Here is a 22,810-nt window from a genome sequence, read left to right on the forward strand (position 1 = left end):
GTGCGCGTTCACGGGGGCATTGCCCCAACAAGGAGACAAAGAATGAAGATGGCCCCTCTCACATGCCGACGCGACACCCACCGGCGCATCACCTCGTGGTCCGTGGTGGCTGCTGCGGCGCTGCTTGCTTCCTGCGGCGGCAGCGGCAGCGGTGGTGGCAACTCGCCACCCGCGCTGTTCCCGTCCGGTGCCGGAAGCGCGCAGGCTGCGTGCAACAGCTTCCTGAGCCGGGCCTTCGAAGGCGCCACGATCACGCAGGCGACGCTGACGCCCCAGACAGACACCACGCCGGAGACCTGCACCGTGCGCGGCGAGATGCCGCCGGAACTCGATTTCGAAGTCAAGCTGCCCAGCAGCTGGAACCAGCGTGTCCTGTTTATCGGCGGCGGCGGCTTCGACGGCGCCATCTACCCCAGCGCGCACAGCCCTGGCGTCGCGGAAAGCGGCTACGCGACCATCGCGACGAACCATGGACACGATGCGGCCAAGCATCCCAATGGCTCCTTCGCTATGGACCCCCAGTTGCTTCAGGACTACGCAGACGGTGCCGTGCCCAAGGTGCTTGCATCGGCGAAGGCCGTGCTCCGCTCGCGCTATGGCGAATCGGTCGGCCGCTCGAAGTTTGTCTACGAGGGCTGTTCGGGCGGTGGGCGTCAGGCGTTGATCCAGGCGCAACGGCATCCCGATCTGTTCGACTGCGTGATCGCGCGCGCCCCGGCCAATGCCTACACGGGCAAGTTCCTCTGGTATCAAAAAATACTCAAGCAGCTGGCCCAGCCCGAGGCGGGCCTGAGCATCCCGAAGGTCAAGACCCTCGCGAACTTCATGCAGTCCCAATGCGATGCACTCGACGGCCTGAAGGACGGCATCATCAGCCACCCCGAGGCCTGCAAGCCCGATCTGGCCAAGCTCCGATGCACGGGCGCCGACGCAGACTCTTGCCTGACCGATGCGCAGCTGGCGTCCGCCAAGGTCCTGTACGAGCCCACCGACGTGGCGGGTGGTCGCTACACATGGCCAGCCTTTTCCTATGTCGGCGGCGAGACCGCCGACGACGCATCGTGGCAGGCCATCGGAGGCACCACGCTTCAGATTCTTGGCGGCGACTACATGAAGTACCTCGTGGCGCAAGACCCGTCCGCAGACCCGCTGAACGTCGACCCGCTGCAGTACACGAACCGACTCGACCACCTCGCCCGATTGATCGATGCAGTCAACCCCGACCTGAGCGGGTTCCGGGCCCGCAACGGCAAGATGCTGCTCATGCACGGCACCACCGACTGGCTGATCACGCACAACAACACCACGGACTACTACCGCAAGGTCGTCGCCGCAGCGGGCGGGCAGGCCGCGGCCGACCGGTTCGTCGAGTACTACGTGCTGGCAGGCAACGACCACTGCGCCGCCACGCCGGCAGGCGGCAAGGGCCCGGACAGCGTCGACCTCATCACCCCGATGTTCGACTGGATCGAAACCGGCACCCATCCCAGCGCCCACGAGATCGTGGCCACGCGCAGCGTCGAGCCGGGCAAGGGCATGCAGCGGCCGATGTGCAGGCACCCGCAGTTTCCAAAATACAACGGCACCGGCGATCCCGACGCGGCGTCCAGCTTCACCTGCACGTCACCTAGCTAGGCTTAGTGGCGCTGTGTACGCAGCAGTGTTGGCATAGGCTGATCTGTGAAGGCATTCACGAAGAGAACGCGCGTCGCCCGTTCTGGGTGGCGCGGGAAGGATTCGGCACGCGCTGTGCATTCAATGGATACGGTGTCCTCCTGCTGATTTCTCGCACCCTCTGGCCGCCGAAGTGCGCAACTTCGGCGGAAGGCATCACCTGCAGCATGAGCCGCGCGGGGCGAGGTCTGGGACAACTCGGCCATGGAGAGCTTCTTCAGTTCATTGAAGACCGAGCGCACAGCCAGAAAGGTGTCTCGGTCCAGGGAACAGGCCTGCGCCGATGTGTTCGACTACATCGAGCGGCTCTACAACCCGACGCGTCGTCACTCGACGCTCGGCTACGTCAGCCCGATACAGTTCGAGAAAGCTCAAAAAGCTTAGGTCGGTGTCTATGAGACCGGCAGCAGCCCATTCCATGTGCTATCGAGAAGCCATCCTGCGCCGGATCGTCCGGGCCCTTTGCATGGACTGCCACAGGTGAATCGATCCTTAAGGAACCGCATCGACTTTGCTGGCCTACCAGAGGGAGAGCACACTAGCCGTGGTTGGACGTTCGCAAGGTGGCTACATCCTCAGCATCTTGCCCGGGTTCATGATGCCGAGCGGATCGAGTGCGCGCTTGATGTCGCGCATGAGATCGATGGCTTCGCCATGCTCGATCTCGATTTGCCCGATGCGGTGCAGGCCGACGCCGTGCTCGCCGGTGCAGGTGCCGCCGAGGCGGATCGCGCGCAGCGCCACGTCCTCGGCCAGGGCCTCCGCCTTGCCCCGTGCCGCAGGATCGTTGTCGTCGTAGATGATGCCCAGATGGAAGTTGCCATCGCCCACGTGGCCGACGATGGGCGCGTACAGGCCGCTTTCACGGATGGCGGCCTCGGTTTCGGTGATGCATTCCACCAGCGCAGAGATGGGTACGCATGCGTCCGTACCCATGGAGCTCCAGCCGGGGTGCATCGCGAGGTTGGCGTGGTAGCAGGAGTGCCGCGCCTTCCACAGCCTGGAGCGGTCTTCGGGTCGGTGGGCGTAACGAAACCCGCTGCCGCCATTGTCGAGCGCAAGTGATTCCACTGTCGCGACCTGTTCCGCCACGGCGCTTTCGCTGCCGTGGAACTCGATAAACAGGGTGGGGCGGGGCTCGAATTCGTCGAGCTTCGAGTAGCGGATGCAGGCGTCCATCTGTACTTCGTTAAGAAGCTCGATGCGTGCGACCGGCACGCCCAACTGCAGCGTGGCGATCACTGTGTCCATGGCCGCGCGCAGGGTGTCGAACTGGCACACGGCCGCTGTGACGTGCTCCGGCAGGCCGAAAATGCGCAGCTGCACCTCGGTGATGATTCCCAGCAAGCCTTCGCTTCCGACGTACAGCCGTGTCAGGTCGAGGCCCGATGCCGACTTGCGCGCGCGCGTGCCGGTACGCACGATGCGTCCGTCGGGTGTGACTACCGTCAGGCCCATGACGGTTTCACGCATGGTGCCGTAGCGCACCGCGGCAGTGCCGGAGGCCCGCGTCGAGGCCATGCCGCCCAGCGATGCGTTGGCGCCGGGGTCCACCGCGAAGAAAAGTCCGCTGGCGCGCAGGTGCTCGTTGAGCTGCTCGCGCGTCACGCCCGCCTGCACGCGGCAGTCCATCGATTCGGTGGAGACTTCGAGCACGCGGTCCATGCGCGAGAAGTCGATGCAGACGCCGCCGTGGATCGCCGCGACATGACCCTCCATCGATGTGCCGCTGCCGAAAGCGATGACCGGGACCGCCTCACGGTGGCACAGCTTCAGGGCGGCCGCCACTTCCTCGTTGTTCAGGGGGAACAGGACCACGTCGGGCTGGCCGGGGTCCGGTAGGCCCTCACCATGGCTGTGGTGTGCGCGTACCGCCGCGGACGTGACAGCGCGATTTTCAAAGATCGCCCGGAACTCGGGCATGAGGGATTCGACCGCGGCAGCGGTCTGGGCAAGTGTCTGGTGGAAGGCCATGGTCTGTTATGGGTGGTCGCGTCAGGCCCCGAGGTAAGCGTCCCGCACATGGTCGTCGTGCAGCAGCTGCGCGGCGGAGCCTTCGAGTGCGATTCGCCCGCCTTCGAGCACATAGCCGTGGTCGGCAACGCTCAGCGCGGCGAAAGCGTTCTGCTCGACGATCACGACAGTGCGCCCGGCGCGCGCGATGCGGCGGATGTCGAGGAACATCTCGGTCGTGAGCTTGGGCGACAGGCCCATCGACGGTTCGTCCAGCAGCAGGATGCGGGGACCGGCCATCAGGCCGCGTGCGATCGCCAGCATCTGCTGTTCGCCGCCGGACAGCACGCCGCCCATTTCCCCAGCCTTGTGCTTGAGCACCGGGAAAAGCTCGTAGATCTCGTCCAGCGTGGCGCTGACCGCGCCCTTGTCGCGCCGACGCACATAAGCGCCGACCTCCAAGTTCTCCTTGACGCTCAGCGTCGAGAAGATCCGCCGCCGCTGGGGCACGCAGGCAATGCCCGATGCGACGATCTGCTCCACGGAAAGCGCGCCGATGTCACGGCCTCCAAACTCCACGCGCCCCGCGCCGGCCTTCAGCCGGCCCACGATCAGGTTCAGGGTGGTCGACTTGCCCGCGCCGTTCGCGCCGATGACCGCGACGATCTGGCCCGCATAGGCGCTGATCGACAGGTCGAACAGGATCTGCACCTTGCCGTAGAACACGTCGACGTGCGAGAGCTCGAGTTCGGGCCGCTCGGCGACCATGGCACGCGGCAGGTCTGCTTGCATCATGGGGTTCCTCGCTGCGCCGGGGCTCAGAACTTCACCGCCGAGCGAACGACCGGCTGACCGCCTTTGATCTCCACGATGTTGACCTGCCGGTTGCAGTCGCCGGCCTTGTCGCACTTGTAGTCCGCGAGCAGGCCGCTGTAGCTCACCCTGGAGAACGCCTCGCGGATCTTCTCCACGTCGGGGGACCGTGCTTCGTTGATGGCCCTGGCGGCGAGGATGGTCGCGTCGAAGTAGGTGGCGGACCACACGTCGGGCGCCATCCTGTACTTCGCCTCGTACTTCTTCACGAAGGCCTGTACGGCGGGGTTGGGATCCGTCGGCACGAAGTAGGAGGCGCTCATCGAGCCTTCCGCGGCACTGCCGGCCAGTTTGAGGAACGCTTCCTCGGACAGCACGGCGCCCGCGAACTTGAAGGGCAGGCCGAACTGCTTGGCCTGGCGCAGGATCAGCGCCGCATCCGTGTCGTGCGCCCACAGGATGACCAGCTCCGCACCGGCCTTCTGCAGCTTGGCGAGCTGCGCCGAGTAGTCCTTGTCGCTGGGGTTGTGGCTTTCCACGGCGACGGGCTTCAGCCCCAGCGAAGCCATCTGGGCGACCACGCGCGCCTGCCCCGACTTTCCGAAGTCGTCGTTGGCATAGAAGATGGCTGTCTTCTCCCCGGCCTTGAGTTCCTTCTGGGCATAGGCGATCAGCGCCTTGGCCTGCACGTCGTCGTCGGAGCGCGTGCGGATCACGTAGTTGCAGCCGCTGTGCGTGATGGCCACCGAGGTACCGCCGGTGAGCGACACCACCTTGCCGTTGCAGTAGGTCTTCTGCGTGGCCATCTGGGTGACCGAGTAGTGCGGGCCGATCATCACCGGCACCTTGCTGACCTGCATCAGCTTGTTCACCGCGTTGATCGCGCCGTTCGGGTTGTCGCCCTGGTCATCCTCGAACACGACCTCCAGCGGCTTGCCCAGCACGCCGCCCGCGGCGTTGATCTCCGCGACCGCGAGCTCCACGCCCTGTTTGAAATTGCGTCCGACGAGCGCTTTGGGGCCCGTCTGCGGCAGCGAGACGCCGATGAGCGCATCGGCCATCGCGGGCAGCGAGAGCGCGAGCGACGCTGCGGCGATCCATGCGCGGCGTGACGAGGGAACGGAAGTCTTCTTCATGCTTTTTTCTCCAGTGGATGGCGCGGTGCGCATTGATCTAAGAGGGAACGAAAACGGGGAGGGCGCATAGCCGGCGGCTCAGCCCGCCACCGGCTGGGCGGTGAGCGGGGGCGCGGCCTCTTCGGGCACGCGTTCGCCCAGGTAGGCCTCGATCACCGCCGGCGTGTTCATGACCTCGGCCGGCGCGCCATCCGCGATCTTGTGGCCCAGGTTGAGCACCACGACGCGATCGCACATGTTCATGACCAGCTTGATGCGGTGCTCCACCACGAGGATCGACATGCCCTGCGCGCGCAGGTGCTGCAGGATCTGCGCGAGTTCCAGGATCAGCCCGCCGCGCAGTCCCGCCGCAGGCTCGTCGAGCAGCAGCAGGCGGGGCCTGTTGACGATCGCGCGCGCCATCTCCACCAGCCGGCTCTGGCCGAAGGACAGGTCGCCGCCGCGCCGGTATGCGAGGTGCGCGACGCCCATGCTGTTCAGGGCCTCGAGCGCCGCCGTGCGGCAGAGCGCTTCGCGTTGGCCGGACGCGCCCTCCGGCGGCCGCCACGCGACCATGACGTTCTCCAGCACCGTCATCGATTCCCAGAGCCGCACGTTCTGAAAGATGCGGGCCACGCCCTTCGCGTGGATCGACCATGGCGCATGGTTGTCGATGCGCTCGCCTGCCAGTTCGATGCCACCTTCGACGCCCACGGTGCCCGAGCAGGCGTTGATCATGGTCGACTTGCCCGATCCGTTCGGGCCGATCAGCCCGAGGATCTCGCCGCGGCGCACGTCGAACGCGACGTCGTCGAGGGCTTTGACGCCGCCGAAGCTGCGCGACACGCGGCGCACTTGGAGCAGGGGCTCGCCGCTCACGGGAACCGGCGTGCGGCCGGCCAAGGCTGCGCTCGCGGCGCAGGCGGCCGCACCGAGGTTCAGCGGCGCGGCGGGTGCTTCGCCCACCGGATCGCGCCGGCCCGTCAGGAACGCGCCGAGCAGCCAGTCGCCGACCACGCCGAGGCCGCGCGGCGCAAGCAGCAGGATCGCCACCACGCCGATGCCGAACGCGGCCAGGTAATAGGTCTGGAGGCCGCGCAGTGCCTCGGGCAGCACGGTGATCACCACCGCGCCAAGGAAGGTGCCGGCGATCGAGCCCAGGCCGCCGAGCACCACCATCAACATCATCTTGATGCTCTCGAAGACCGTGAAGTTGTTTGGTGCCGCGAACCCGACCAGCAGGACGTAGAGGCCGCCAGCCAGCGAGGCCCAGACGCTGCACACCGCGAAGCCGATGGTCTTCACGCGGCGCGAATCGACGCCCATGGCCTCGGCGGCGATCTCGTCGTCGCGCACCGCACGCATGTCGCGGCCGATGCGCGAGCGCTGGAGCCAGACCATCGCGGCGTAGGCCGCCAGGCTCAGCACGAGCAGCGGAAAGTAGAGCTGCTTGTCGATGTGATCGCCCAGCGCGGGGATGTTCAACGTCGGGATGTCGCGCATGCCCATCGGCCCGCCGGTGAGGGCTTCTTCGTTGAGCGCGACCATGCGGAAGATCTCGTTGAGCGCGAGCGTCACGATGGCGAGGTAATGGCCCTTGATGCGCGTGCTCACCGCGCCCAGCAACACGCCCACGGCGGCGCTCAGCAGCATGGCGGCGGGAAGCGCCACGAACCAGGGCAGCGACACGCGCATCATGAGCAGCGCCGTGGCATACGCGCCGAAGCCCACGAGCGCGGCCTGCCCGAGCACGATCTGCCCGGTGATGCCGGTTGCCACTTGCAGGCCCAGCGCGGCGATCGCGAAGATCCACGCCAGGTTGAGCACGTGCAGGTAGTAGATGTTGAGATCGAGTGCGATCGGCAGCGCCAACGCGGCGAGCACGGCGACCCACGCCAGGGAGCGCATCCAGGTGTTGTTGTGCATGATGGACTCCTCAGGCGCGGTCGGCGTTGCGTTCCGGAAGGATCCCCTGCGGGCGCAGCAGCAGGAAGATCAGCAGCACGCCGAACGCGATCGCGTCCTTGTAGGTGGAGGAGATGGTGAACGCGCCGACGTTCTCGATCACCCCGAGCAGGACGCCGCCGAGGATGGCACCCGGCACGCTGCCGAAGCCGCCGATGATCATCGCGACGAATCCCTTCAGCCCCACGAGCGTGCCCATCTCGGTCGTCACGTAGAACAGCGGCGCAAGCAGGATGCCCGCGAGCGCGGCCAGCACCGAGGAGAACGCGAACGTGCCGGCCAGCACGCGGTTGACTGGAATGCCCATGAGCTGGGCGGTCTCGCGATCCAGCGCGGTGGCGCGCATGACCTTGCCGATGGTGGTGTAGCGCAGGGCCAGGTACTGCAGCACCATCACCAGCACCACGACGACCATGATCACGAGCTGCTGCACCGGAATGCGCAGGCCGCCCACGTCGATCACGCCATCGCCAAACGGGCTGGCGTACAGCAGCGGCTCGGGCCCGTAGATGATGCGGGCCATCTCCTTGATAAAGATGCCGAAGCCCACGGTCGCGATGATGGCCACCAGCGCCTTCTGGCGCTGCAGCCGGGCGAACACGAGCCGCGAGAACAGTGCCCCCAGCAACGCCATCACCGCGGCGGTCAGCAGCGCGGCGAGCCAGAAGGGCAGGTGCATGCTCGTCGTGAAGGTGGCGACGAAGACGAACGCGGAAAAGGTCAGGAACTCGCCGGCTGCGAAGTTCACGATCGCCATCGTGTTCCAGACGTAGGCGTAGCCGAGCGCGATCAGCGCGTAGATGCAACCCATGGCAAGGCCGCTGACGATCACTTGTCCGAGCATTTCGTTCTGTCTCCGTGTTCGTTTTTCTTTGGTGAGGGGCGCGGGTGGGCGCCGTCAGAGCGTGTCGACCATGCGCTGCAGCGCAACCATGCCGGGGTCGTCCAGGCCGATGGTCTTGTCCGCGAACATGCGGGCACGGCCCATGCGGTTGGGCTTGTCGCGGAATGCATCGAGCGATTCGCGCACCGCCGCGCCGGCGAGCGCGAGGGCGGGAGCGTCGGCCGCGGCACCGGACAGGGCGCGCTGGATCGCATCCAGCCCGTCGAGCACGGTCTTGTCGCCGAGGGCGGCGCCGCCGCGCGCGGACAGCGTCGCGATCACTTCGGACAGCAGCGCCGCGACGTCCTGCGTCGAGAGCGACTCTCTGCCGGCACAGTACTTGCCGGCCGTCATGAGCGCGACGGTCAGCAGCGTGCCGAAGCTCGAGCCGGAGGCCTTCGCCGAGGCCTGCGCGCAGCGCTTGAAGATGCCTTCGAGCGAGTCGGGCAGCCCGGGCAGCGCCTGCTCCATCAGCGTGGCGCACTTGTCGAGCGTGGCGCCCAGGTCGGCGTCGCCGAGGCGGCCGTCGAGGGCGTTGAGTTCCGGTGCGGCGGCATGCATGGCGGCGCACCAGCGCGGCACCGCGCGGGCCAGGACGATGGCATCGAGCATCAGCGCACGCTCCAGAACGGGCAGGTTGCGGGCGCCGCCAGCAGCGCCTCGAGGTCGCGGTCCAGCTTCATCACGCTGAGGGAGGCACCGGCCATTTCCATCGACGTGGCGTAGCGGCCGACAAGCGAGAAGGCGATGTCGACGCCGCGCCCGGCGAGCACGGTCGCGATGCGGCGATAGAGGATGTAGAGCTCCTCGGACGGCGTGGCGCCCAGGCTGTTGACCAGCAGTGCCAGATGATCGCCGCGCGAGACCGCCAGTTCGGGCAGCACCCGCGCGAGCATCTCGTCGGCCAGGGCGTCGGCGGTCTTGAGCGGACCGCGCCAGATGCCCGGCTCGCCGTGGATGCCCATGCCGAACTCCACTTCGTCGTCGGCGATCTCGAACGAGGGCTTGCCGGACTCCGGCACCACGCAAGGCGTGAGCGCGACGCCGATCGTGCGGCAGGCGGCGTCGGCCTTGCGCGCCGTGGCGGCCACCTCCTCGAGCGTCGCGCCCGCGGCCGCCCTGGCGCCGGCGGCCTTGTAGACCAGCACGAGGCCTGCCACCCCGCGGCGCTTCTCGCGCTGCTCGGGCGGTGCGCTCGCGACGTCGTCTGACACGCGCACCGAGGCCGTCTTCATGCCCTCAAGTTCGAGCATCTCGGCGGCCATCTCGAAGTTCATGCGGTCGCCGCCATAGTTCCCGTACAGCTGCAGCACGCCGGCACCGCCGTCGGCCGCGCGCATCGCCTCGATGCAGTCGTCCATGCGTGGTCCGGCGAACACATTGCCGACGGCGCAGCTGTCCAGCAGGCCTTCGCCCACGTAGCCGAGGAAGACGGGCAGGTGGCCCGAACCGCCGCCGGTGACGATGCCGACCTTGCCAGCGACGGCGCCGCCACGCCTGACCACCACGCGGCCGCCTTCGCCGCGTCGTGCCAGCTCCGGATGCGCCAGACAAAGTCCGTCGAGCATTTCGTCGACGTAGGCCTGAGGGTCGTTGAGGATCTTCTTCACGTTGCTGTCTGCCTTGCTCTGTGGAGCGCCCCTGCGTGCGGGCGCGTCCGTGCGCCGGTGGCGGCCGGGCCGCACCGTGCGAATGGATGAATCTGCGAGGGCTTCCGGCGCATTGGCGGGCACCCGGCCCGCGATGCGCAGGGAGCGCGGTCTTCAGTCGACCTTGAGGCGGCCGTCCCGCGTGGCCTGCGTGGCCAGCGCGTATTCGGCGTCGAGGATCCGCGCGAATTCCTGCGGCGTGCTCGAGAGCGCGACGCTGCCGAGTTCGCGTGCGCTCGCCACGGTCTGCGGGTCCTTCACGGCCTGCGCGAGCGCCGCGGCCAGCTTGTCCTGGATGTCCTTCGGTGTTCCCGCTGGTGCGAGCACGCCCACGTAAGTGGTGCCGTCGATGTCGCCGAACCCGAGCTCCGCGACCGTCTGGACCCCGGGAAGGGAAGGGTCCTGCACCGGACCCAGGACCGCCAACGCCTGCAGCGCGCCGCCCTTGATGTGCTGCAGCGAGCTGGTGACCTGGTCGAAATGCACGTCGACCTGGCCACCGATGACGTCCACCAGCGCGGGTCCGGAGCCCTTGTAGCTGACCGTCGTGAACTTCGCCTTCAGCAGGCTCTCGAGTTGGAGCAGCGCCAGGTGGTTGGGCGTGCCGGGCCCGGAGTGCGCCGCCGTGACCTTGCCGTCGCCGGAGCGCGCATAGGCGGCGAACTCCTTGAAGTTCTTGAAGCGGGTCTCGTTTTTGCGCGCCAGCAGCACCATGGAACTCTTGTTGACCAGCCCCAGCGGCGCGAAGCTTGCACGGCTGTAGCTGGTCTTGACCATCTCCGGCACCGTGACGATGACGCCGGCCCCGCACAGCAGCAGCGTGTAGCCGTCGGCCGGCGAGCGCGAGACCTGCATCGCGCCGATCGAGCCGCCGGCGCCTGCGCGGTTGTCCACGATCACCGATTGGCCCAGCACCTTGCCAAGGGCGACGGCGACGGTGCGCGCCACGATGTCCGTGTTGCCGCCCGGCGCGAAGGGCACCACGAGCGTGATCGGCTTGGCCGGAAAGCCCTGTGCCCACGCGGCCGGCAGTAGCGTGGTTCCCAAGGCTGCAGCGGCGCCCATGCCGAGGATCTGCCGACGCTGGATTCTCATGTTCATGTCTCCTGTCTTTCTTGTTTGCGGGGCCCGCTTCAGGCGTCGAAGCGCAGGACGTCTTCCATCGCGGCCTCGATCTTCCTGCGCTGCTCCTCGCCGGTGGCCGGCATCGGCGCGCGCGGCAGGCCGGCTTCGCAGCCCTGCAGCGTGATCGAGGTCTTGATGTTGGCAGGCAGGTTGTCGCCGACCAGCGCGTTCCAGAATGCCAGCATCGACTTGTGCATTTCCAGCGCCTTGACGTGGTCGCCGGCCTGGACCGTGTTCCACAGGTTCACGCAGACGCCGGGCAGGGCCGCGGGTGTGGCGGCGATGGTGCCGTGGGCGCCGAGCGCGAACGACGAGTACAGCAGGGCATCGACGGCGGAGAACACCTTGCAGCCGCCGGGAACGCCGAGCAGCAGGTCGGCCATGAGCTTGAGGTCGCCCTGGCTTTGCTTGATGCCCTGCACGCCCGGCAGCTCCTTCATCAGGCGGATCATCTGGGCCGGGTTCAGGTAGTTCCAAGGCACCACGTTGTAGATCACCACCGGCGTGTCGACCGCCTCAGTCAGGGCCTTGAAGTGGTTGTGGGTGGCCTGCTCGTCCGGTTTGAAGAGATAGTGCACGGGCGTGACCTGCAGGGCGGCGACCGGCAGATGCGCGATCGCCTTGGCGCGGTTGATCGCGTCGCGGGTGCTGTTGGAGATGATGCCGGCCACGATCGGCACCTGGCCTGCCACTTCGGCGGCGGTGATTTCCATGACGCGCTTGAACTCGTCGACGGTGAAGGTGTGGCCTTCGCCGGTGCTGCCGCCGGGGCATACGCCGTGGACCTTCTTGTCGAGATTGAAGCGGATGACCTTGCGGTAGGCCGCCTCGTCGATGCTGCCGTCGGCGGTGAAAGGAGTGACGAGAGGAGGGATGACGCCGGTGAGATCGAGACCCATGGAACTGCTCCGTTCGGAATGCTGTGATTGAAGACGCGACCGCTGTCGCGCTGGTATCGAACTATACGCTGACTAACATGTTAGAGAAATGTCAGTGTTAACCCTAGATCGTTGACAATGTGCTCGACGGCATGCAAGCCGCTTACGATGACCCCATGAACATTCCCGCCGCAGCCTCGTCCGAGCCCACCACGAAGCCCTCGCCCCCAGGTGGCGAGGGCGAGCCGGTGAATCAGCGCAGCCGCGCCTACGAGGGGTTCCGCCAGCAGATCATCGATGCGCGGATCCGGCCCGGGCAGTTCGTTTCCCAGCGCGAGCTGATGGAGCTGTTGGAGATGCCGCTGGCGGCCGTTCGCGAGCTGGTGCCGCGGCTGGAGGCTGCCGGTCTGATCAAGACGGTGCCCAAGCGCGGATTGCAGATCGCCTCGGTCGACATGAAGCTGATCCGCAACGCATGGCAGGTGCGCGCCATGGTCGAGCGCGAGGCGGTGATCAACTTCGCCCGCGTGGCCAGCCCCAAAACGCTGGCCAAGCTGATCGAGAGCCATGAAGCCATCCTCGAGCGCGCCTTGCAGCCCCAGCCCGACGCGACGCTGGAGCGCGACGCGCAGGCCGTCGACTGGGGCCTGCACGATCTCATGGTCGACACGATCGGCAACGAGATCCTCTCGGAGATCTACCGCGTCAACAGCCTGCACGTCCGGCTGATCCGTTACGACGCTGATTCGATGAGGCCCGTTCAGGTCGTGCCCGCAATGCGCGAGCACCTGGAGTTCCTGCATGCGCTTGCGTCGCGGGACCTCGACGCAGCGCTCGCCCACATGATTTCGCACATCGAACAGTCCAAGCACAGGGTGCTCGCGGGCATGCTGCTCGCAGGGCAGGAGCCGTCGTACCGTTTCCAGACCTCGGGGGCGAACGGCCTGCGTCCTTAAGTCGCCGGTGCCCATGCATCGGCATGCAAGACAGTTTGGACAAATGCCGACGGCGCCAGGGGGTGGATGAAAACTTGGACTGGTTTATGCCGCAAGTCCAAGACTCACCCGGAATTCGATGGGGCTGACAGAGCCAAGAGCGATCTTGATCCGCTTCTCGTTGTACCAGCGGACGTACGAGTCGAGCGCCTCAATGAATTGCTCAATGGTGGCGTTCTTCCGGTCTTGAGGATAGAACAGCTCGTTCCTGAGCCGACCGAAGAAGCCTTCGGAAGCTGCGTTGTCAGGGGAGCATGCCTTGCGAAACATCGAGCGGGAGAACTTCGCGTCGCTCATTCTTGATAGCCAGCCCGGCTAGCGGTAGTGGTCTCCTCGGCTGGAGTGGACCACGGGCCGATCGGCTGTGTCCGCTACCGTCTCGATGGCCGCATCCAGCATCGTGTCGACCAACTCGGCATCCGGACTGGTCCAAAGGGTCCAGCTGACGATCATTCCATCGAAGCAGTCGATGGTGGGCGAGAGCTGCAAGTCCCGCCCAGCGTCCCCCTCCCTAGCGCACGCCGATGTCGATGCGCTCGGCGAGGAAATCGATGGTCCGCGTGTTGGTGTCCAGCAGCAGATCCATCGCCGGATACCGGCCCTGGAACCGATCGATGCGCGGCAGCAGCCACTTCGCTGGGAATGCCGAACTGACCGTCACGGTGAGCGTGAGATTCGGCGACGCGTCTTTCAGTTGCGCAATGCCCAGGCCCAGGCGGTCGAGCCCTCGCGAATGTCGGGCAGCGCGCGCGGGGCTGCATCGGTGAGCACCAGGCGGGCGGTGCCGCTGGCCGCCCTGATGAAGAGCGGCGCACCCGGCCACGACTCGAGGCTGCGTACTAACTGGCCGACCGCCGCCGGCGTGACGCTGAGCTCTTCGGCGGCCGCCGAAAAGCTCTGGTGGGGCGCCGCGGCCTCGAAGGCCTTGAGTGCGTTCAGATAGCCAGCCGTTAACCCAGGGCGCGGGATGCGGCCCCTTCGCCCGGGAGCACCATCCATCCTTCGGCGCCGGCGAGAGCGTGTGGCAGCCATCGATCTTCAGGGAGAAAGCCGGGTGGCGGCGGCCAACTTCTTCCACGGAAGATCGGCCGGATCGATGGGAAACATGCCCGGTGCGATCGCGAAAAGAATGTCTTCTTCGGGGCTCTCCACGACACACTCGAAATCCGCGCGGAAGTGGTGCGAGCTCTTGACGACGATGATCTTCATGGTCTCCGGATCGATACCAACCATCCGGAACAGCTCGCGATCCTGAGCGCCGATCCTGGCACTGGCGACGACGACCAGGACGCCATCGACCTCGAGGCATGCGGTGGGACCGAGACGGGTCTGAAAGCCCGTCATCTTCGGGCCCTTGAAGGTGGTGATGCCGTCGGACAGGGCAAGAACCTTGAAGTCGCCGACGACAGGCGGTTCGCTGGGACCCGTGGGCGTTTGCACCGACTCGCCGAGGGTGGATCGGATGGTTTTCCCGACACCCGCGCGGTGCGCGGATGCCGCGGCCTTTGGGTCATAGAGCACGCCCAGCGCCACCCGTTCGGGAAAAGCGCGCCCCGCGCTAGCTTGAAGCAAGGCGTGCAGCACGCCAGTCGTGGAACTCGTTCCACCGACGCCGGGGTTGTCTTGCGTGTCCGCGATGACGATGGCCCGCTGGCTCGACGTCGCCCGGGTCAATGCCGTGTCCACCGTCTCGCGCGCCGATCTGGCGGACAGCCGCCACTGCGAAGGTTCGGCGATCGAATCGACGAGGAGTGAGACGGCCTCCCGCGCGCGCGCTCCATGAGACCACACGACCGGTCCGCATTCCTCGAAGTCCGAGGCCGGAAATCCCATGCAGAAACTGGAGACCGTGCCAAGACGCGCATCGACTTCTTCGATCAGCCTGTAGCACCCCCTGGCCGGCTCGCTTGCCGTGCCCTGAACGTTGATCGAGATGAGGAACGGTAGGCGGCTCGAAGCCTGTGGCTCCCTTCCTCCACCCTGCAGCAATCGGTCGAGCAGCACCGCGGCGCGTTCGCCGGTCTTGACGTAGTCGATATGCGGATAGGTCCGAAAGGCGACCAACCCATCCGCATGGGCCAGCATGGCGCGCGTGACGTTGGCATGGAGATCGAGGCTCGCGACGATCGGCATCGACGGTCCGACGATCGTGCGCAGCCGCGCGAGCAGTTCGCCTTCCGCGTCGTCGCAGCTCTCGGACATGGCCGCCCCGTGCAGTTCGAGATAGATCGCATCGAAATCGAGCTTGCGCGCATCGGCGGTGATGGCTTCGCAGATCTTCTCGAAGGCGTCGTCCGTCACATACGACGACGGAACCGCCCCGCACCACAGGCTTGGAACGAGTTCCCACCCTTTCTTTCTGGCGTAGCTCGCGAAACCGGTGGCGGACACGTCCACCGAGGAAATCATGTCCAGCATCGCCTTGCCCCGAACGGCCTTCGGGAAGGCGTCACCGCGCTCGAACGCCGGCCAATCGGCGCGGTGAGAGGCGAAGCTGTTGGTTTCGTGCTTGAACCCTGCTGACAGTACGCGCATGGCTTTCTTTCAAGTTCCCGATGAGGACGGATGGACCGGGTGGTCCGAAGAGAGGATGAATCCGAGGCCCATGAGGGTCCTTATCGCTGGCCCAGATGGCGATAGAGCTCGGTGTGGTCCGCGGTCGGCCCCAGGCTCCGGGCCGCGGCCCGGGTGATCTCGTCGACCTGTTCCGCCAGGCGCATCGGCATCTCCAGCCGGCGCCCGAGCGATGCCGCAATGGCCACGTCCTTGGCCTGCAAGGCCAGCGAGAACCCCGAGTCGAAGGCACCGTTCAGCATGAACTGGCGCGCCTTGTTCTGCGTGGTGTTGTTCCTGCCTGTCGATGCGTCGAGGACTTCGACCAGGACTTCGCGATCGATGCCGAATGCGGCGGCGACATGGATGGCCTCCGCGGTGGCAATGAGCGCGGCGGCCGACACGTAGTTGTTCAGCGCCTTGGCGGCATGTCCGGCGCCGATCGGGCCCACGTGCGTGATGGCTTCGCCCATCGCCTTCAGCAAGGGCTTCACGCGCGCCAGCACATCGGCTGCTCCTCCGACCATGATCGCGAGCTTGCCGACCGCGGCCTTCTTCACGCCTCCGGAAACCGGTGCGTCGAGCAGATCGACGTGCGCGTCTTTCAGCCTTTCGCCGAGAAGCCGTGTTCGGGCTGGATCGGCGGAACTCATGTCGACCACCGTCGACCCCGGTGCGAGGTGTGGCAGCAACGCCAGGACGACCCGATCGACGATGTCCGAGTCGGGGAGCATCGTGAAGATGCAGGAACATCCGGAGAAATCGCCCGGACTGTCCGCGCGTCGAACGGCGGGGTGCGGCGCGAGCAAGGCCTCTTCCCGTGCAGGGTTCGCATCCTGGATCGTCAGCGAGCAGCCGGCGGCGAGCAGCCGCTGGGCCATCGGTGTGCCCATCATGCCGAGGCCGATGAATCCGACGCGCGTCATGGCTGCTGCCCCGAGCTTTCCATCTCCTTGAAGACATCGGCGGCGACGCGGAAGGAATCGATCGCGGCCGGAACGCCGCAATAGATGGCCGCTTGCAGGAAGACTTCTTTGATCTCGTTCCTGCTCAAGCCGTTGTTGATCGCGCCTCGCACATGGAGTCGCAGCTCGTGCGGTCTGTTGAGCGCCGTGATCATCGCGAGGTTGAGAAGCGAACGCGTGCGGCGGTCCAGCCCGGGCCGGTTCCAGACATCGCCCCAGCAGTATTGGGTGACCAGCTCCTGCATGTCGATGTTGAAGTCGGTGGCGTTCTGGAGGGCCGTGTCGACATAGTCGGCCCCGAGGACGGCGCGGCGCGTGGCAAGCCCTTGGTCGAAGAGTTCGGGATTTCTGGGTGCGTAGGGACGGGTCATGGTTGGGTCTCGAGTCGAGGTGAAGATGTGGGGCGGTAGCGTGGGCTTGTCAGCGCATGCCGATTCGGGCGCCCCGGAAGAGGGCCTTGTAGCGCGATGGCTGGGAGCGCCAGTACTGGGGCGGTGCGTCGACCTGGGCACCGAGGACGGCCGCCGCGTGCCACGGCCAGTGCGGGTCGTAGAGCACGCCGCGGCCTAGTGCCACCGCATCGGCCTGTCCCTGGGCCACGATGGCCTCGGCCTGTTCGGGCTCGGTGATCAGCCCGACGGCAATGGTCGGCAAGCCCGACTCGGCCCGGATCTTCTCGGCGAACTCGACCTGGTAGCCCGGGGCGGGCGCGATCTTCTGCAAGGGCGACACGCCGCCCGTGGAGACATGAATGGCGGCGCTACCGCGTGCCTTCAGGGCCTGGGCGAATCGAATCGTGGATTCGATGTTCCAGCCGCCATCGACCCAGTCCGTGGCCGAAACGCGGACCCAGACCGGCCGCTGCTCGGGGAACCCAGCGCGCACGGCATCGAAGACTTCGAGCGGGAAGCGCATCCGATTCTCCAGGCTGCCTCCGTACGCATCGGTGCGCTGGTTCGCCAGCGGGGACAGGTACTCATGCAGCAGGTAGCCATGCGCCGCGTGAATCTCGATGCCATCGATGCCGAGACGAGCCGCGCGCCGGGCCGCCGCGACGAAGCCGTCGATCACACGGGCCATGCCCTGGCTGTCCAGCTCGATCGGAGCTTCTTCTTCAGGCCCGTGCGGCAAGGGCGAGGGCGCCACGCCGCGCCAGCCTTCCGGCTGGTTCGACCGAATCTGTTGACCGCCCTGCCAGGGCACCTGGCTCGACGCCTTGCGCCCGCCATGTCCCAGCTGGATGGCAACCTTGACCGGCGAATAGGCGCGCGCCATCTTGAGCACGCGGCCCAGCGCCTCTTCGTTGTCGTCGCAATACAGGCCAAGGTCCGCCGGGGTGACGCGGCCCTCCGGCAGCACCGCGGTGGCCTCCAGTATCAGGAGGCCCGCGCCCGCCAGCGCGAGCCGGCCCAGATGCAGGGCATGCCAGTCGCCAGCGCTGCCGTCCCTGGCCGCGTACTGGGCCATGGGCGCGATGACGACCCGGTTGTCCAGATCGAGTTGTCCGATCTGCCAAGGAGAAAAAAGATGACTCACGAGAGGGTTCCGTAGGGAAGGGGGGACAAGGGAAAAGAAGGCGAGGCACCCGCCTGTCGCGGCGAGAGGACGCTAGAGCGCGGCGATCCAGTCGGTGATTGCGGCGTTCAAGGCGTCCGGGCGGTCCTGCATGATCCAGTGGCCGACCTCTGGCCAGGTCTCGACCCTGGACCTGGGGTTCGAGAACCACGTGCTCATGCGCGATCCCTGCTCGGGGTCCCGGCACAGGTGAAAGAAAGGCTGGCGGATACCGCGCAGAAAGATTTCGCTCGCATCGCCCGCGCCGACCTGGCCCGCGCCGAAGAAGAGCGGCGCGAACGACTCCCGGATGACATGCGCGGCCATTCCTTGCACGCGTCTGGCGTGCCATCGTCTGAAAGCGGGCGCGGTCGACGGGTGGTAGGCTGTTTCGAATAGCGCAGGCACGACAGTCGCGGGATCTCCAGCCTCCAGTGCTTCGGCGGTCTTCAGGAAGAAGGACGCCGCTTCCGGCGAGAAACCGAGCGCGCCATCGACGGACACCACGGCGGTGACCAGGTCGGGTCTCTTCGCGGCAAGCCGCGCTGCGATCTGCGCGCCCATCGAGTGGCCGATCACCACGAACATCTGGCCGGCATGGCGCGTGGCGAGCAAGGATTCCAGGTCGCTCAGGTAGTGGTCGGGACTGTAGCCGCCGGAGGCCGGTACGTCGGACCGGCCGTGTCCCCGCAGGTCCACGGCGACGACCCGATGCCGGGCTTCGAGCGCTGGCAACTGCCAGCTCCAGTCGTGGGAGTCGCAAGTCCATCCGTGCAGGAGCAGGATATTCGAGCCTGTGCCGGACTCGGTGCAGAAGAGCCGGGCCACGCCGTGCCGCGCGGGATCGGATTCAACGGTTGTCATTCGGCCTCCTTGCCGGTGTGTTCCAACGCGAAGCGCGCGATCTCGTCATGCCGGGCGAACCACACGCCGCCGGGAAGTGTCCTGGCATGCTTGATGATCTCTTCCACGATCCAGAGCCGGGAACGGTTGGTGATCACGTGCGGGTGCATGGTGAGTTCGAAGAGGCCGCCTTCGGCGTGCGCTCCCTCGAGTTCACGCCTGAAGATGTCGAAGACATCCGAGGGCGGGGTGTACGGACGCAGGCCCTGGAAGCGGTGCATCAGAAAGTAGACCGCGTCGTCGCGCACCCAATCGAACGGCAGCTCGACCAGGCCGGTCGGTTCGCCGTCCATCATGAGTTCGTAGCAATCGTCGTCCGCGGCCATCGACGAGTCGTAGGCGAACCCGAGCTCGCGCAGCAACTGCAGCGTGTTCGGGGAGAAGTCTCCCGACGGCGAGCGGTAGCCCGTGGGTCGAACGCCCGTGATGCCCTCGAGGGCATCGAGCGAGCGCCGAATCAGATCGCGCTCGTCCGGCAAGGCAAGGCCGGAATTGAGTTCGTGAATCCAGCCGTGCACACCGATTTCGTGTCCCGCTTTCACGATGGTTCGCTGCTCGTCCGGATAGAGGAGCGCGCTGACGGCCGGCACATAGAAGCTCGCGGGAACGCCATGCCGTTCGAGCATCGACAGGATGCGCGGCACGCCGACACGATTGCCATACTGGCCCCACGCCAGGCGGTTGACCGACTTGGCGCCGTCGCGCAGTTCGTTGGTCTCGTGATCGGAATCGAACGCCAGCGCCACGGCGAACCTGGCACCGTCCTTCCATGCGCGGGGGCGAAGGCGCCGGCCGGCGCGCACGCGATAAACGCGGCGGCGCCATTCCTCTTCCGGCCATTGCCATGGCTGTATCTTTTCCTGATCGATTGGCATGTCTGCTTCCTTTGCGTGTGACGCTGCTGGGGGTACACGGAAGGTAGCCAGTCGCACTGGCGATGCTTGGCCATTTGAGGCGGCAAATGTGCGCTTTGGGGCGTGGCGCTTTTTCTTCGCCAACAACGAGCCGATCTCGCTGGCGATGGCGGCGGATGCGGCGTGCGATCGCACGGCGCCGCGGATCGAAGGTTCCCCGAACATGCCCCATTCAGCAAAATCGACGCCCCAAAAGGTCAATCCAAAGCTGGCAAAGCGAGCAATCTCGCTGCTGTCGATCGGCCGATCCGCCGCTTCGATGTCGAGACAAGAGACGGCGACCGCCTTGCGAGAGGCGCTCGTCCCGACCCACCACAAGCATGACCAGATTCAATCTGGCGGAAAGACAAGATGTCCACTCCCCCCTTCATTGCAGTTGCCGCGCCAGGGCATTCGCTTCCCGCGAAAGGGCCCCGCTCCAGGCTGGCGAGGTTCAGAGCAGTGGCCGCGCCGCTGATGGGAAACGTTCTCGAGTGGTATGACTTCGCCGTCTACGCTTTCATCGCGGCATACATCGCCAAGAACTTCTTTCCGACCTCGGCGCCCGCAACGGCGCTGTTGAGTTCGTTCGCGGTGTTTGGCGTCGGCTTTCTGGCACGTCCCCTGGGCAGCCTCGTGATCGGCCGCATCGGCGATGTGCGTGGCCGAAGGAGCGCCTTGCTGCTCACGATGTACCTGATGACGGGAGGCACGCTGCTGCTTGCAATCCTGCCAACCTACGCGACGGCGGGGGTCATCGCCCCGGCCCTGCTCGTGGTCGCGCGCCTGCTGCAAGGCTTCTCGGCCGGCGGAGAGTGGGGTGGATCGGTCAGTTACATCGTCGAATGGTCGCCAGAGCGCCGGCGGGGGCTGTTCGGCAGCCTGCATGTGTTCGGCGTGATCGGCGGGTTCCTGCTGGGGTCGGGCGTGGCTGCGCTCGTCAACTCGGTGCTGAGCGCGCAGGAGATGGCGGATTGGGGCTGGCGAGTGCCTTTCGTCATCGGTTGCCTGATCGGCCCCGTCGCCCTGTGGATGCGGCGCGCGGTGGCCGAAACACCGGCGTTCGAGAAAGCCGTGGCCGAACGCGTGGCGCCCATTCCCATGCTCTTGGACAAGGAGGGCTGCAAGCTGGCGATCAAGGCCGGGGGTGTCTCCGTGCTCTCCAACATCAGCTTCTATGTGATGTTGCTGTACATGCCGACATGGGTCACGACGAACCTGAAGCTGTCCATGGCCGATGCGCTGTGGGCGAACACCGTCGGCCTCGTCTGCGTTTTCGTGCTCACGCCCTGCTTCGGTCTTCTCTCAGACCTGATCGGCAGGAAGAAGGTGCTACTGTTCTCGTGCGCGGCCGTTCTCCTGGTGGCCTACCCGGCCTTCGGCCATCTTCTCGCACTCGAATCGGCGACCTTGAAGGACGTCGTCCTGGTCCAGTGCATTTTTGCGATCATCCTCGCGTCGATCTATGGAGTGCAGCCCACGACCATCGTGGAGATGTTTCCCACGCGCAACCGGACGACCTGGATGAGCATAGGCTACGGGTTGACCGCTTCGGTGTTCGGCGGCTTCGCGCCATTCATCGCGGTGTGGTTGATCCAGACGTTCCAGAACCCGATCGCACCGGTCTACTACCTGATCTTCGGCGCGATACTTTCGGCCCTCTTCACGTTCGCGATCAGGGAAACCGCATTCGAGACGCTGAAGTAGGCACGCACGAGCCTTCTGCCCATGTCCATTGGAGATCGCAGCCCATGAGAGGGAAGCCAGCACCCAGATCGATCCGGAGCGCGACGCTCATCGGTTACTTCGAGGCGGCTCGCGCGGCGGGGCTCGATCCCGAACGGATGCTGTGCCGCGTGGGGTTGGACCCTTCCTGCATGGACGATCTCGAGACGCAGATCTCGCTGGATTCCTTCTGGCGCCTGCTGTCCGAGTCGGCTCGACTGGGGAACTGTCCCGACTTCGGCATGCGCGCCGCCATCGAGCGTGGCGTGCCCAACCTGGGGGCGGTCAGCCTGCTGATGCGCGAGGCGGAAACGGTGGAAGAGGCCATCCATTTCTACACCACGCACCTTGCCTTGCATGCCGATGGAACGCTGATCCAGCTGGACCAGCGATTCCAGTCGCCGCTGATCGTCACGGAGCTCCAGGCCCGGACCAGGGAGGAGTCCTTCCAGGCCACCCAGTTCTGCCTGGTGGGAATCACCATGCAGATTCGATGGCTGATCGGGGAGGCCTTTCAGCCGGACCTGGTGTCCTTTTCGTTCGCCAAGCCTCAAAGAATGCCGACGGTCGAGCGCTTCTTCAAATGCCCGGTCCAGTTCAGGCAGCTCATATCCGGATTGGTGCTTAACCGAAGCGTGTTGCAACGGCGGCCCGTCACATCGGCGCCCTTCCTGCGAAAGCTCGCGCGGCAGCAGCTCGAGCCTCTGATCAAGCGCTCGCCGGGCGGATTCTCGACGCGGGTCGAGCGCCTGCTGCGGACCCTGCTCGACGATGGGAACTACGATTCGCAGTCCGTGGCGGACTACTTCCAGATCGATCGCCGGACCTTGAGCCGCAGGCTGGCGAACGATGGGGAGACGTTCTCCGGCATCCTGCAACGCATCCGGATGGAAGTCGCCTGCCGCGCCCTGGCCGGCTCCGATTCACCGCTGTCGATGATCGCGGACGAGACCGGCTTCGAGAGCCTCAGCACTTTCAGCCGCTGGTTCCAGCAGTCCTTCGGCTGTACCGCATCCCGGTGGCGGGCGTGCAACGCCGCGGGCGATGCCTAGGAGTCTGCGGGGCAGGAGCCGCATCGGCTGCAACGCGCGCGAAAATGGTCCATCGCGGCGCTCGGCCGTCGGCAGCAGGGCGCCGTCGGCGCTGCCCATGAATTCGAAGAGCGAG

Annotated in this window: 19 protein-coding genes and 3 pseudogenes; 5 read left to right on the plus strand and 17 right to left on the minus strand. The window is 66.2% G+C overall.

From position 1 onward, the window contains the following. Nucleotides 1-42 precede the first annotated feature (42 nt). Both ACODT0_RS33675 and ACODT0_RS33680 read left to right on the plus strand, forming a co-directional pair. The gene (locus ACODT0_RS33675; RefSeq protein WP_489043244.1) at nucleotides 43-1,635 is read left to right on the plus strand and encodes a tannase/feruloyl esterase family alpha/beta hydrolase; all 1,593 of its coding nucleotides are present in this window, start codon (nucleotides 43-45) and stop codon (nucleotides 1,633-1,635) included. Nucleotides 1,636-1,826: 191 nt separating this feature from the next. Beyond that, nucleotides 1,827-2,058 (plus strand): annotated as a pseudogene (locus ACODT0_RS33680) (integrase core domain-containing protein); the annotation flags it as partial. A gap of 183 nt (nucleotides 2,059-2,241) precedes the next feature. On the opposite strand, the gene ACODT0_RS33685 reads toward ACODT0_RS33680, so the two are convergent. The 9 genes from ACODT0_RS33685 to ACODT0_RS33725 form a co-directional block, all read right to left on the minus strand. Next, on the minus strand, nucleotides 2,242-3,648 hold the full coding sequence (locus tag ACODT0_RS33685) for an FAD-binding oxidoreductase (protein WP_489043245.1): 1,407 nt from the start codon (nucleotides 3,646-3,648) through the stop codon (nucleotides 2,242-2,244). A gap of 21 nt (nucleotides 3,649-3,669) precedes the next feature. Next, the gene (locus ACODT0_RS33690) at nucleotides 3,670-4,395 is read right to left on the minus strand and encodes an ABC transporter ATP-binding protein (RefSeq protein ID WP_489043246.1); all 726 of its coding nucleotides are present in this window, start codon (nucleotides 4,393-4,395) and stop codon (nucleotides 3,670-3,672) included. A gap of 50 nt (nucleotides 4,396-4,445) precedes the next feature. Next, nucleotides 4,446-5,576, minus strand: a complete 1,131-nt coding sequence (locus tag ACODT0_RS33695) for an ABC transporter substrate-binding protein (protein WP_489043247.1) — start codon at nucleotides 5,574-5,576, stop codon at nucleotides 4,446-4,448. Nucleotides 5,577-5,654: 78 nt separating this feature from the next. Then, on the minus strand, nucleotides 5,655-7,481 hold the full coding sequence (locus ACODT0_RS33700) for a branched-chain amino acid ABC transporter ATP-binding protein/permease (protein ID WP_489043248.1): 1,827 nt from the start codon (nucleotides 7,479-7,481) through the stop codon (nucleotides 5,655-5,657). 10 nt (nucleotides 7,482-7,491) lie between these two features. Continuing rightward, nucleotides 7,492-8,364: a branched-chain amino acid ABC transporter permease gene (locus ACODT0_RS33705; RefSeq protein ID WP_489043249.1), complete on the minus strand. Its 873-nt coding sequence runs from the start codon at nucleotides 8,362-8,364 to the stop codon at nucleotides 7,492-7,494. Between the two features lie 54 nt (nucleotides 8,365-8,418). Continuing rightward, nucleotides 8,419-9,015, minus strand: coding sequence for a DAK2 domain-containing protein (locus ACODT0_RS33710; protein ID WP_489043250.1), 597 nt, complete (start codon nucleotides 9,013-9,015; stop codon nucleotides 8,419-8,421). Beyond that, nucleotides 9,015-10,013, minus strand: a complete 999-nt coding sequence (locus ACODT0_RS33715) for a dihydroxyacetone kinase subunit DhaK (RefSeq protein ID WP_296739087.1) — start codon at nucleotides 10,011-10,013, stop codon at nucleotides 9,015-9,017. The genes ACODT0_RS33710 and ACODT0_RS33715 overlap by 1 nt, the downstream gene beginning before the upstream one ends. A gap of 153 nt (nucleotides 10,014-10,166) precedes the next feature. Next, complete coding sequence (locus tag ACODT0_RS33720; RefSeq protein ID WP_413765022.1) at nucleotides 10,167-11,147, minus strand: Bug family tripartite tricarboxylate transporter substrate binding protein; 981 nt, start codon at nucleotides 11,145-11,147, stop codon at nucleotides 10,167-10,169. A gap of 38 nt (nucleotides 11,148-11,185) precedes the next feature. Beyond that, on the minus strand, nucleotides 11,186-12,076 hold the full coding sequence (locus ACODT0_RS33725) for a dihydrodipicolinate synthase family protein (protein ID WP_413765023.1): 891 nt from the start codon (nucleotides 12,074-12,076) through the stop codon (nucleotides 11,186-11,188). Nucleotides 12,077-12,231: 155 nt separating this feature from the next. On the opposite strand from ACODT0_RS33725, the gene ACODT0_RS33730 reads away from it, so the two are divergent. Next, a complete protein-coding gene (locus ACODT0_RS33730) occupies nucleotides 12,232-13,011 on the plus strand; it encodes a GntR family transcriptional regulator (protein ID WP_413765024.1) in 780 nt (259 codons plus the stop codon). A gap of 84 nt (nucleotides 13,012-13,095) precedes the next feature. Here the strand turns inward: ACODT0_RS33730 and ACODT0_RS33735 are convergent. The 8 genes and pseudogenes from ACODT0_RS33735 to ACODT0_RS33770 all read right to left on the minus strand — a co-directional run. Next, nucleotides 13,096-13,533: pseudogene (locus ACODT0_RS33735) on the minus strand (transposase); the annotation flags it as partial. Between the two features lie 31 nt (nucleotides 13,534-13,564). Then, nucleotides 13,565-14,049 (minus strand): annotated as a pseudogene (locus tag ACODT0_RS33740) (LysR family transcriptional regulator); the annotation flags it as partial. A gap of 39 nt (nucleotides 14,050-14,088) precedes the next feature. Next, nucleotides 14,089-15,585, minus strand: coding sequence for a M81 family metallopeptidase (locus ACODT0_RS33745; RefSeq protein WP_489043251.1), 1,497 nt, complete (start codon nucleotides 15,583-15,585; stop codon nucleotides 14,089-14,091). 80 nt (nucleotides 15,586-15,665) lie between these two features. Beyond that, nucleotides 15,666-16,529 carry an NAD(P)-dependent oxidoreductase gene (locus ACODT0_RS33750; protein ID WP_489043252.1) on the minus strand — a complete coding sequence of 288 codons (864 nt, stop codon included), beginning with the start codon at nucleotides 16,527-16,529 and terminating at the stop codon, nucleotides 15,666-15,668. Continuing rightward, a complete protein-coding gene (pcaC, locus tag ACODT0_RS33755; RefSeq protein ID WP_489043253.1) occupies nucleotides 16,526-16,939 on the minus strand; it encodes a 4-carboxymuconolactone decarboxylase in 414 nt (137 codons plus the stop codon). Before pcaC ends, ACODT0_RS33750 begins: the two co-directional genes overlap by 4 nt. A 49-nt stretch (nucleotides 16,940-16,988) precedes the next feature. Then, entirely contained in the window at nucleotides 16,989-18,104 is a 1,116-nt protein-coding gene (locus ACODT0_RS33760) for an NADH:flavin oxidoreductase/NADH oxidase (RefSeq protein WP_489043254.1), read from the minus strand. A 72-nt stretch (nucleotides 18,105-18,176) separates the two neighbouring features. Further along, nucleotides 18,177-18,986 (minus strand): alpha/beta fold hydrolase, encoded by an 810-nt coding sequence (locus ACODT0_RS33765; RefSeq protein ID WP_489043255.1) that lies wholly within the window; start codon nucleotides 18,984-18,986, stop codon nucleotides 18,177-18,179. Then, entirely contained in the window at nucleotides 18,983-20,257 is a 1,275-nt protein-coding gene (locus tag ACODT0_RS33770; RefSeq protein ID WP_489043256.1) for a polysaccharide deacetylase family protein, read from the minus strand. The genes ACODT0_RS33765 and ACODT0_RS33770 overlap by 4 nt, the downstream gene beginning before the upstream one ends. Nucleotides 20,258-20,380: 123 nt before the next feature. On the opposite strand from ACODT0_RS33770, the gene ACODT0_RS33775 reads away from it, so the two are divergent. Next, nucleotides 20,381-21,625, plus strand: coding sequence for an MFS transporter (locus tag ACODT0_RS33775; protein ID WP_489043257.1), 1,245 nt, complete (start codon nucleotides 20,381-20,383; stop codon nucleotides 21,623-21,625). A 44-nt stretch (nucleotides 21,626-21,669) separates the two neighbouring features. After that, nucleotides 21,670-22,695, plus strand: coding sequence for an AraC family transcriptional regulator (locus ACODT0_RS33780; protein WP_261211695.1), 1,026 nt, complete (start codon nucleotides 21,670-21,672; stop codon nucleotides 22,693-22,695). Nucleotides 22,696-22,810: the final 115 nt, after the last annotated feature.

It is taken from the genome of Variovorax sp. FG153 (assembly GCF_057809595.1).

What these genes read in the sequence shown, in the direction of transcription:
- ACODT0_RS33675 (WP_489043244.1), top strand. Translation starts at nt 43, where the DNA reads ATGAAGATGGCCCCTCTCACATGCCGACGCGACACCCACCGGCGCATC.
- ACODT0_RS33685 (WP_489043245.1), bottom strand. Translation starts at nt 3,648, where the DNA reads ATGGCCTTCCACCAGACACTTGCCCAGACCGCTGCCGCGGTCGAATCC.
- ACODT0_RS33690 (WP_489043246.1), bottom strand. Translation starts at nt 4,395, where the DNA reads ATGGTCGCCGAGCGGCCCGAACTCGAGCTCTCGCACGTCGACGTGTTC.
- ACODT0_RS33695 (WP_489043247.1), bottom strand. Translation starts at nt 5,576, where the DNA reads ATGAAGAAGACTTCCGTTCCCTCGTCACGCCGCGCATGGATCGCCGCA.
- ACODT0_RS33700 (WP_489043248.1), bottom strand. Translation starts at nt 7,481, where the DNA reads ATGCACAACAACACCTGGATGCGCTCCCTGGCGTGGGTCGCCGTGCTC.
- ACODT0_RS33705 (WP_489043249.1), bottom strand. Translation starts at nt 8,364, where the DNA reads ATGCTCGGACAAGTGATCGTCAGCGGCCTTGCCATGGGTTGCATCTAC.
- ACODT0_RS33710 (WP_489043250.1), bottom strand. Translation starts at nt 9,015, where the DNA reads ATGCTCGATGCCATCGTCCTGGCCCGCGCGGTGCCGCGCTGGTGCGCC.
- ACODT0_RS33720 (WP_413765022.1), bottom strand. Translation starts at nt 11,147, where the DNA reads ATGAGAATCCAGCGTCGGCAGATCCTCGGCATGGGCGCCGCTGCAGCC.
- ACODT0_RS33725 (WP_413765023.1), bottom strand. Translation starts at nt 12,076, where the DNA reads ATGGGTCTCGATCTCACCGGCGTCATCCCTCCTCTCGTCACTCCTTTC.
- ACODT0_RS33730 (WP_413765024.1), top strand. Translation starts at nt 12,232, where the DNA reads ATGAACATTCCCGCCGCAGCCTCGTCCGAGCCCACCACGAAGCCCTCG.
- ACODT0_RS33745 (WP_489043251.1), bottom strand. Translation starts at nt 15,585, where the DNA reads ATGCGCGTACTGTCAGCAGGGTTCAAGCACGAAACCAACAGCTTCGCC.
- ACODT0_RS33750 (WP_489043252.1), bottom strand. Translation starts at nt 16,529, where the DNA reads ATGACGCGCGTCGGATTCATCGGCCTCGGCATGATGGGCACACCGATG.
- pcaC (WP_489043253.1), bottom strand. Translation starts at nt 16,939, where the DNA reads ATGACCCGTCCCTACGCACCCAGAAATCCCGAACTCTTCGACCAAGGG.
- ACODT0_RS33765 (WP_489043255.1), bottom strand. Translation starts at nt 18,986, where the DNA reads ATGACAACCGTTGAATCCGATCCCGCGCGGCACGGCGTGGCCCGGCTC.
- ACODT0_RS33780 (WP_261211695.1), top strand. Translation starts at nt 21,670, where the DNA reads ATGAGAGGGAAGCCAGCACCCAGATCGATCCGGAGCGCGACGCTCATC.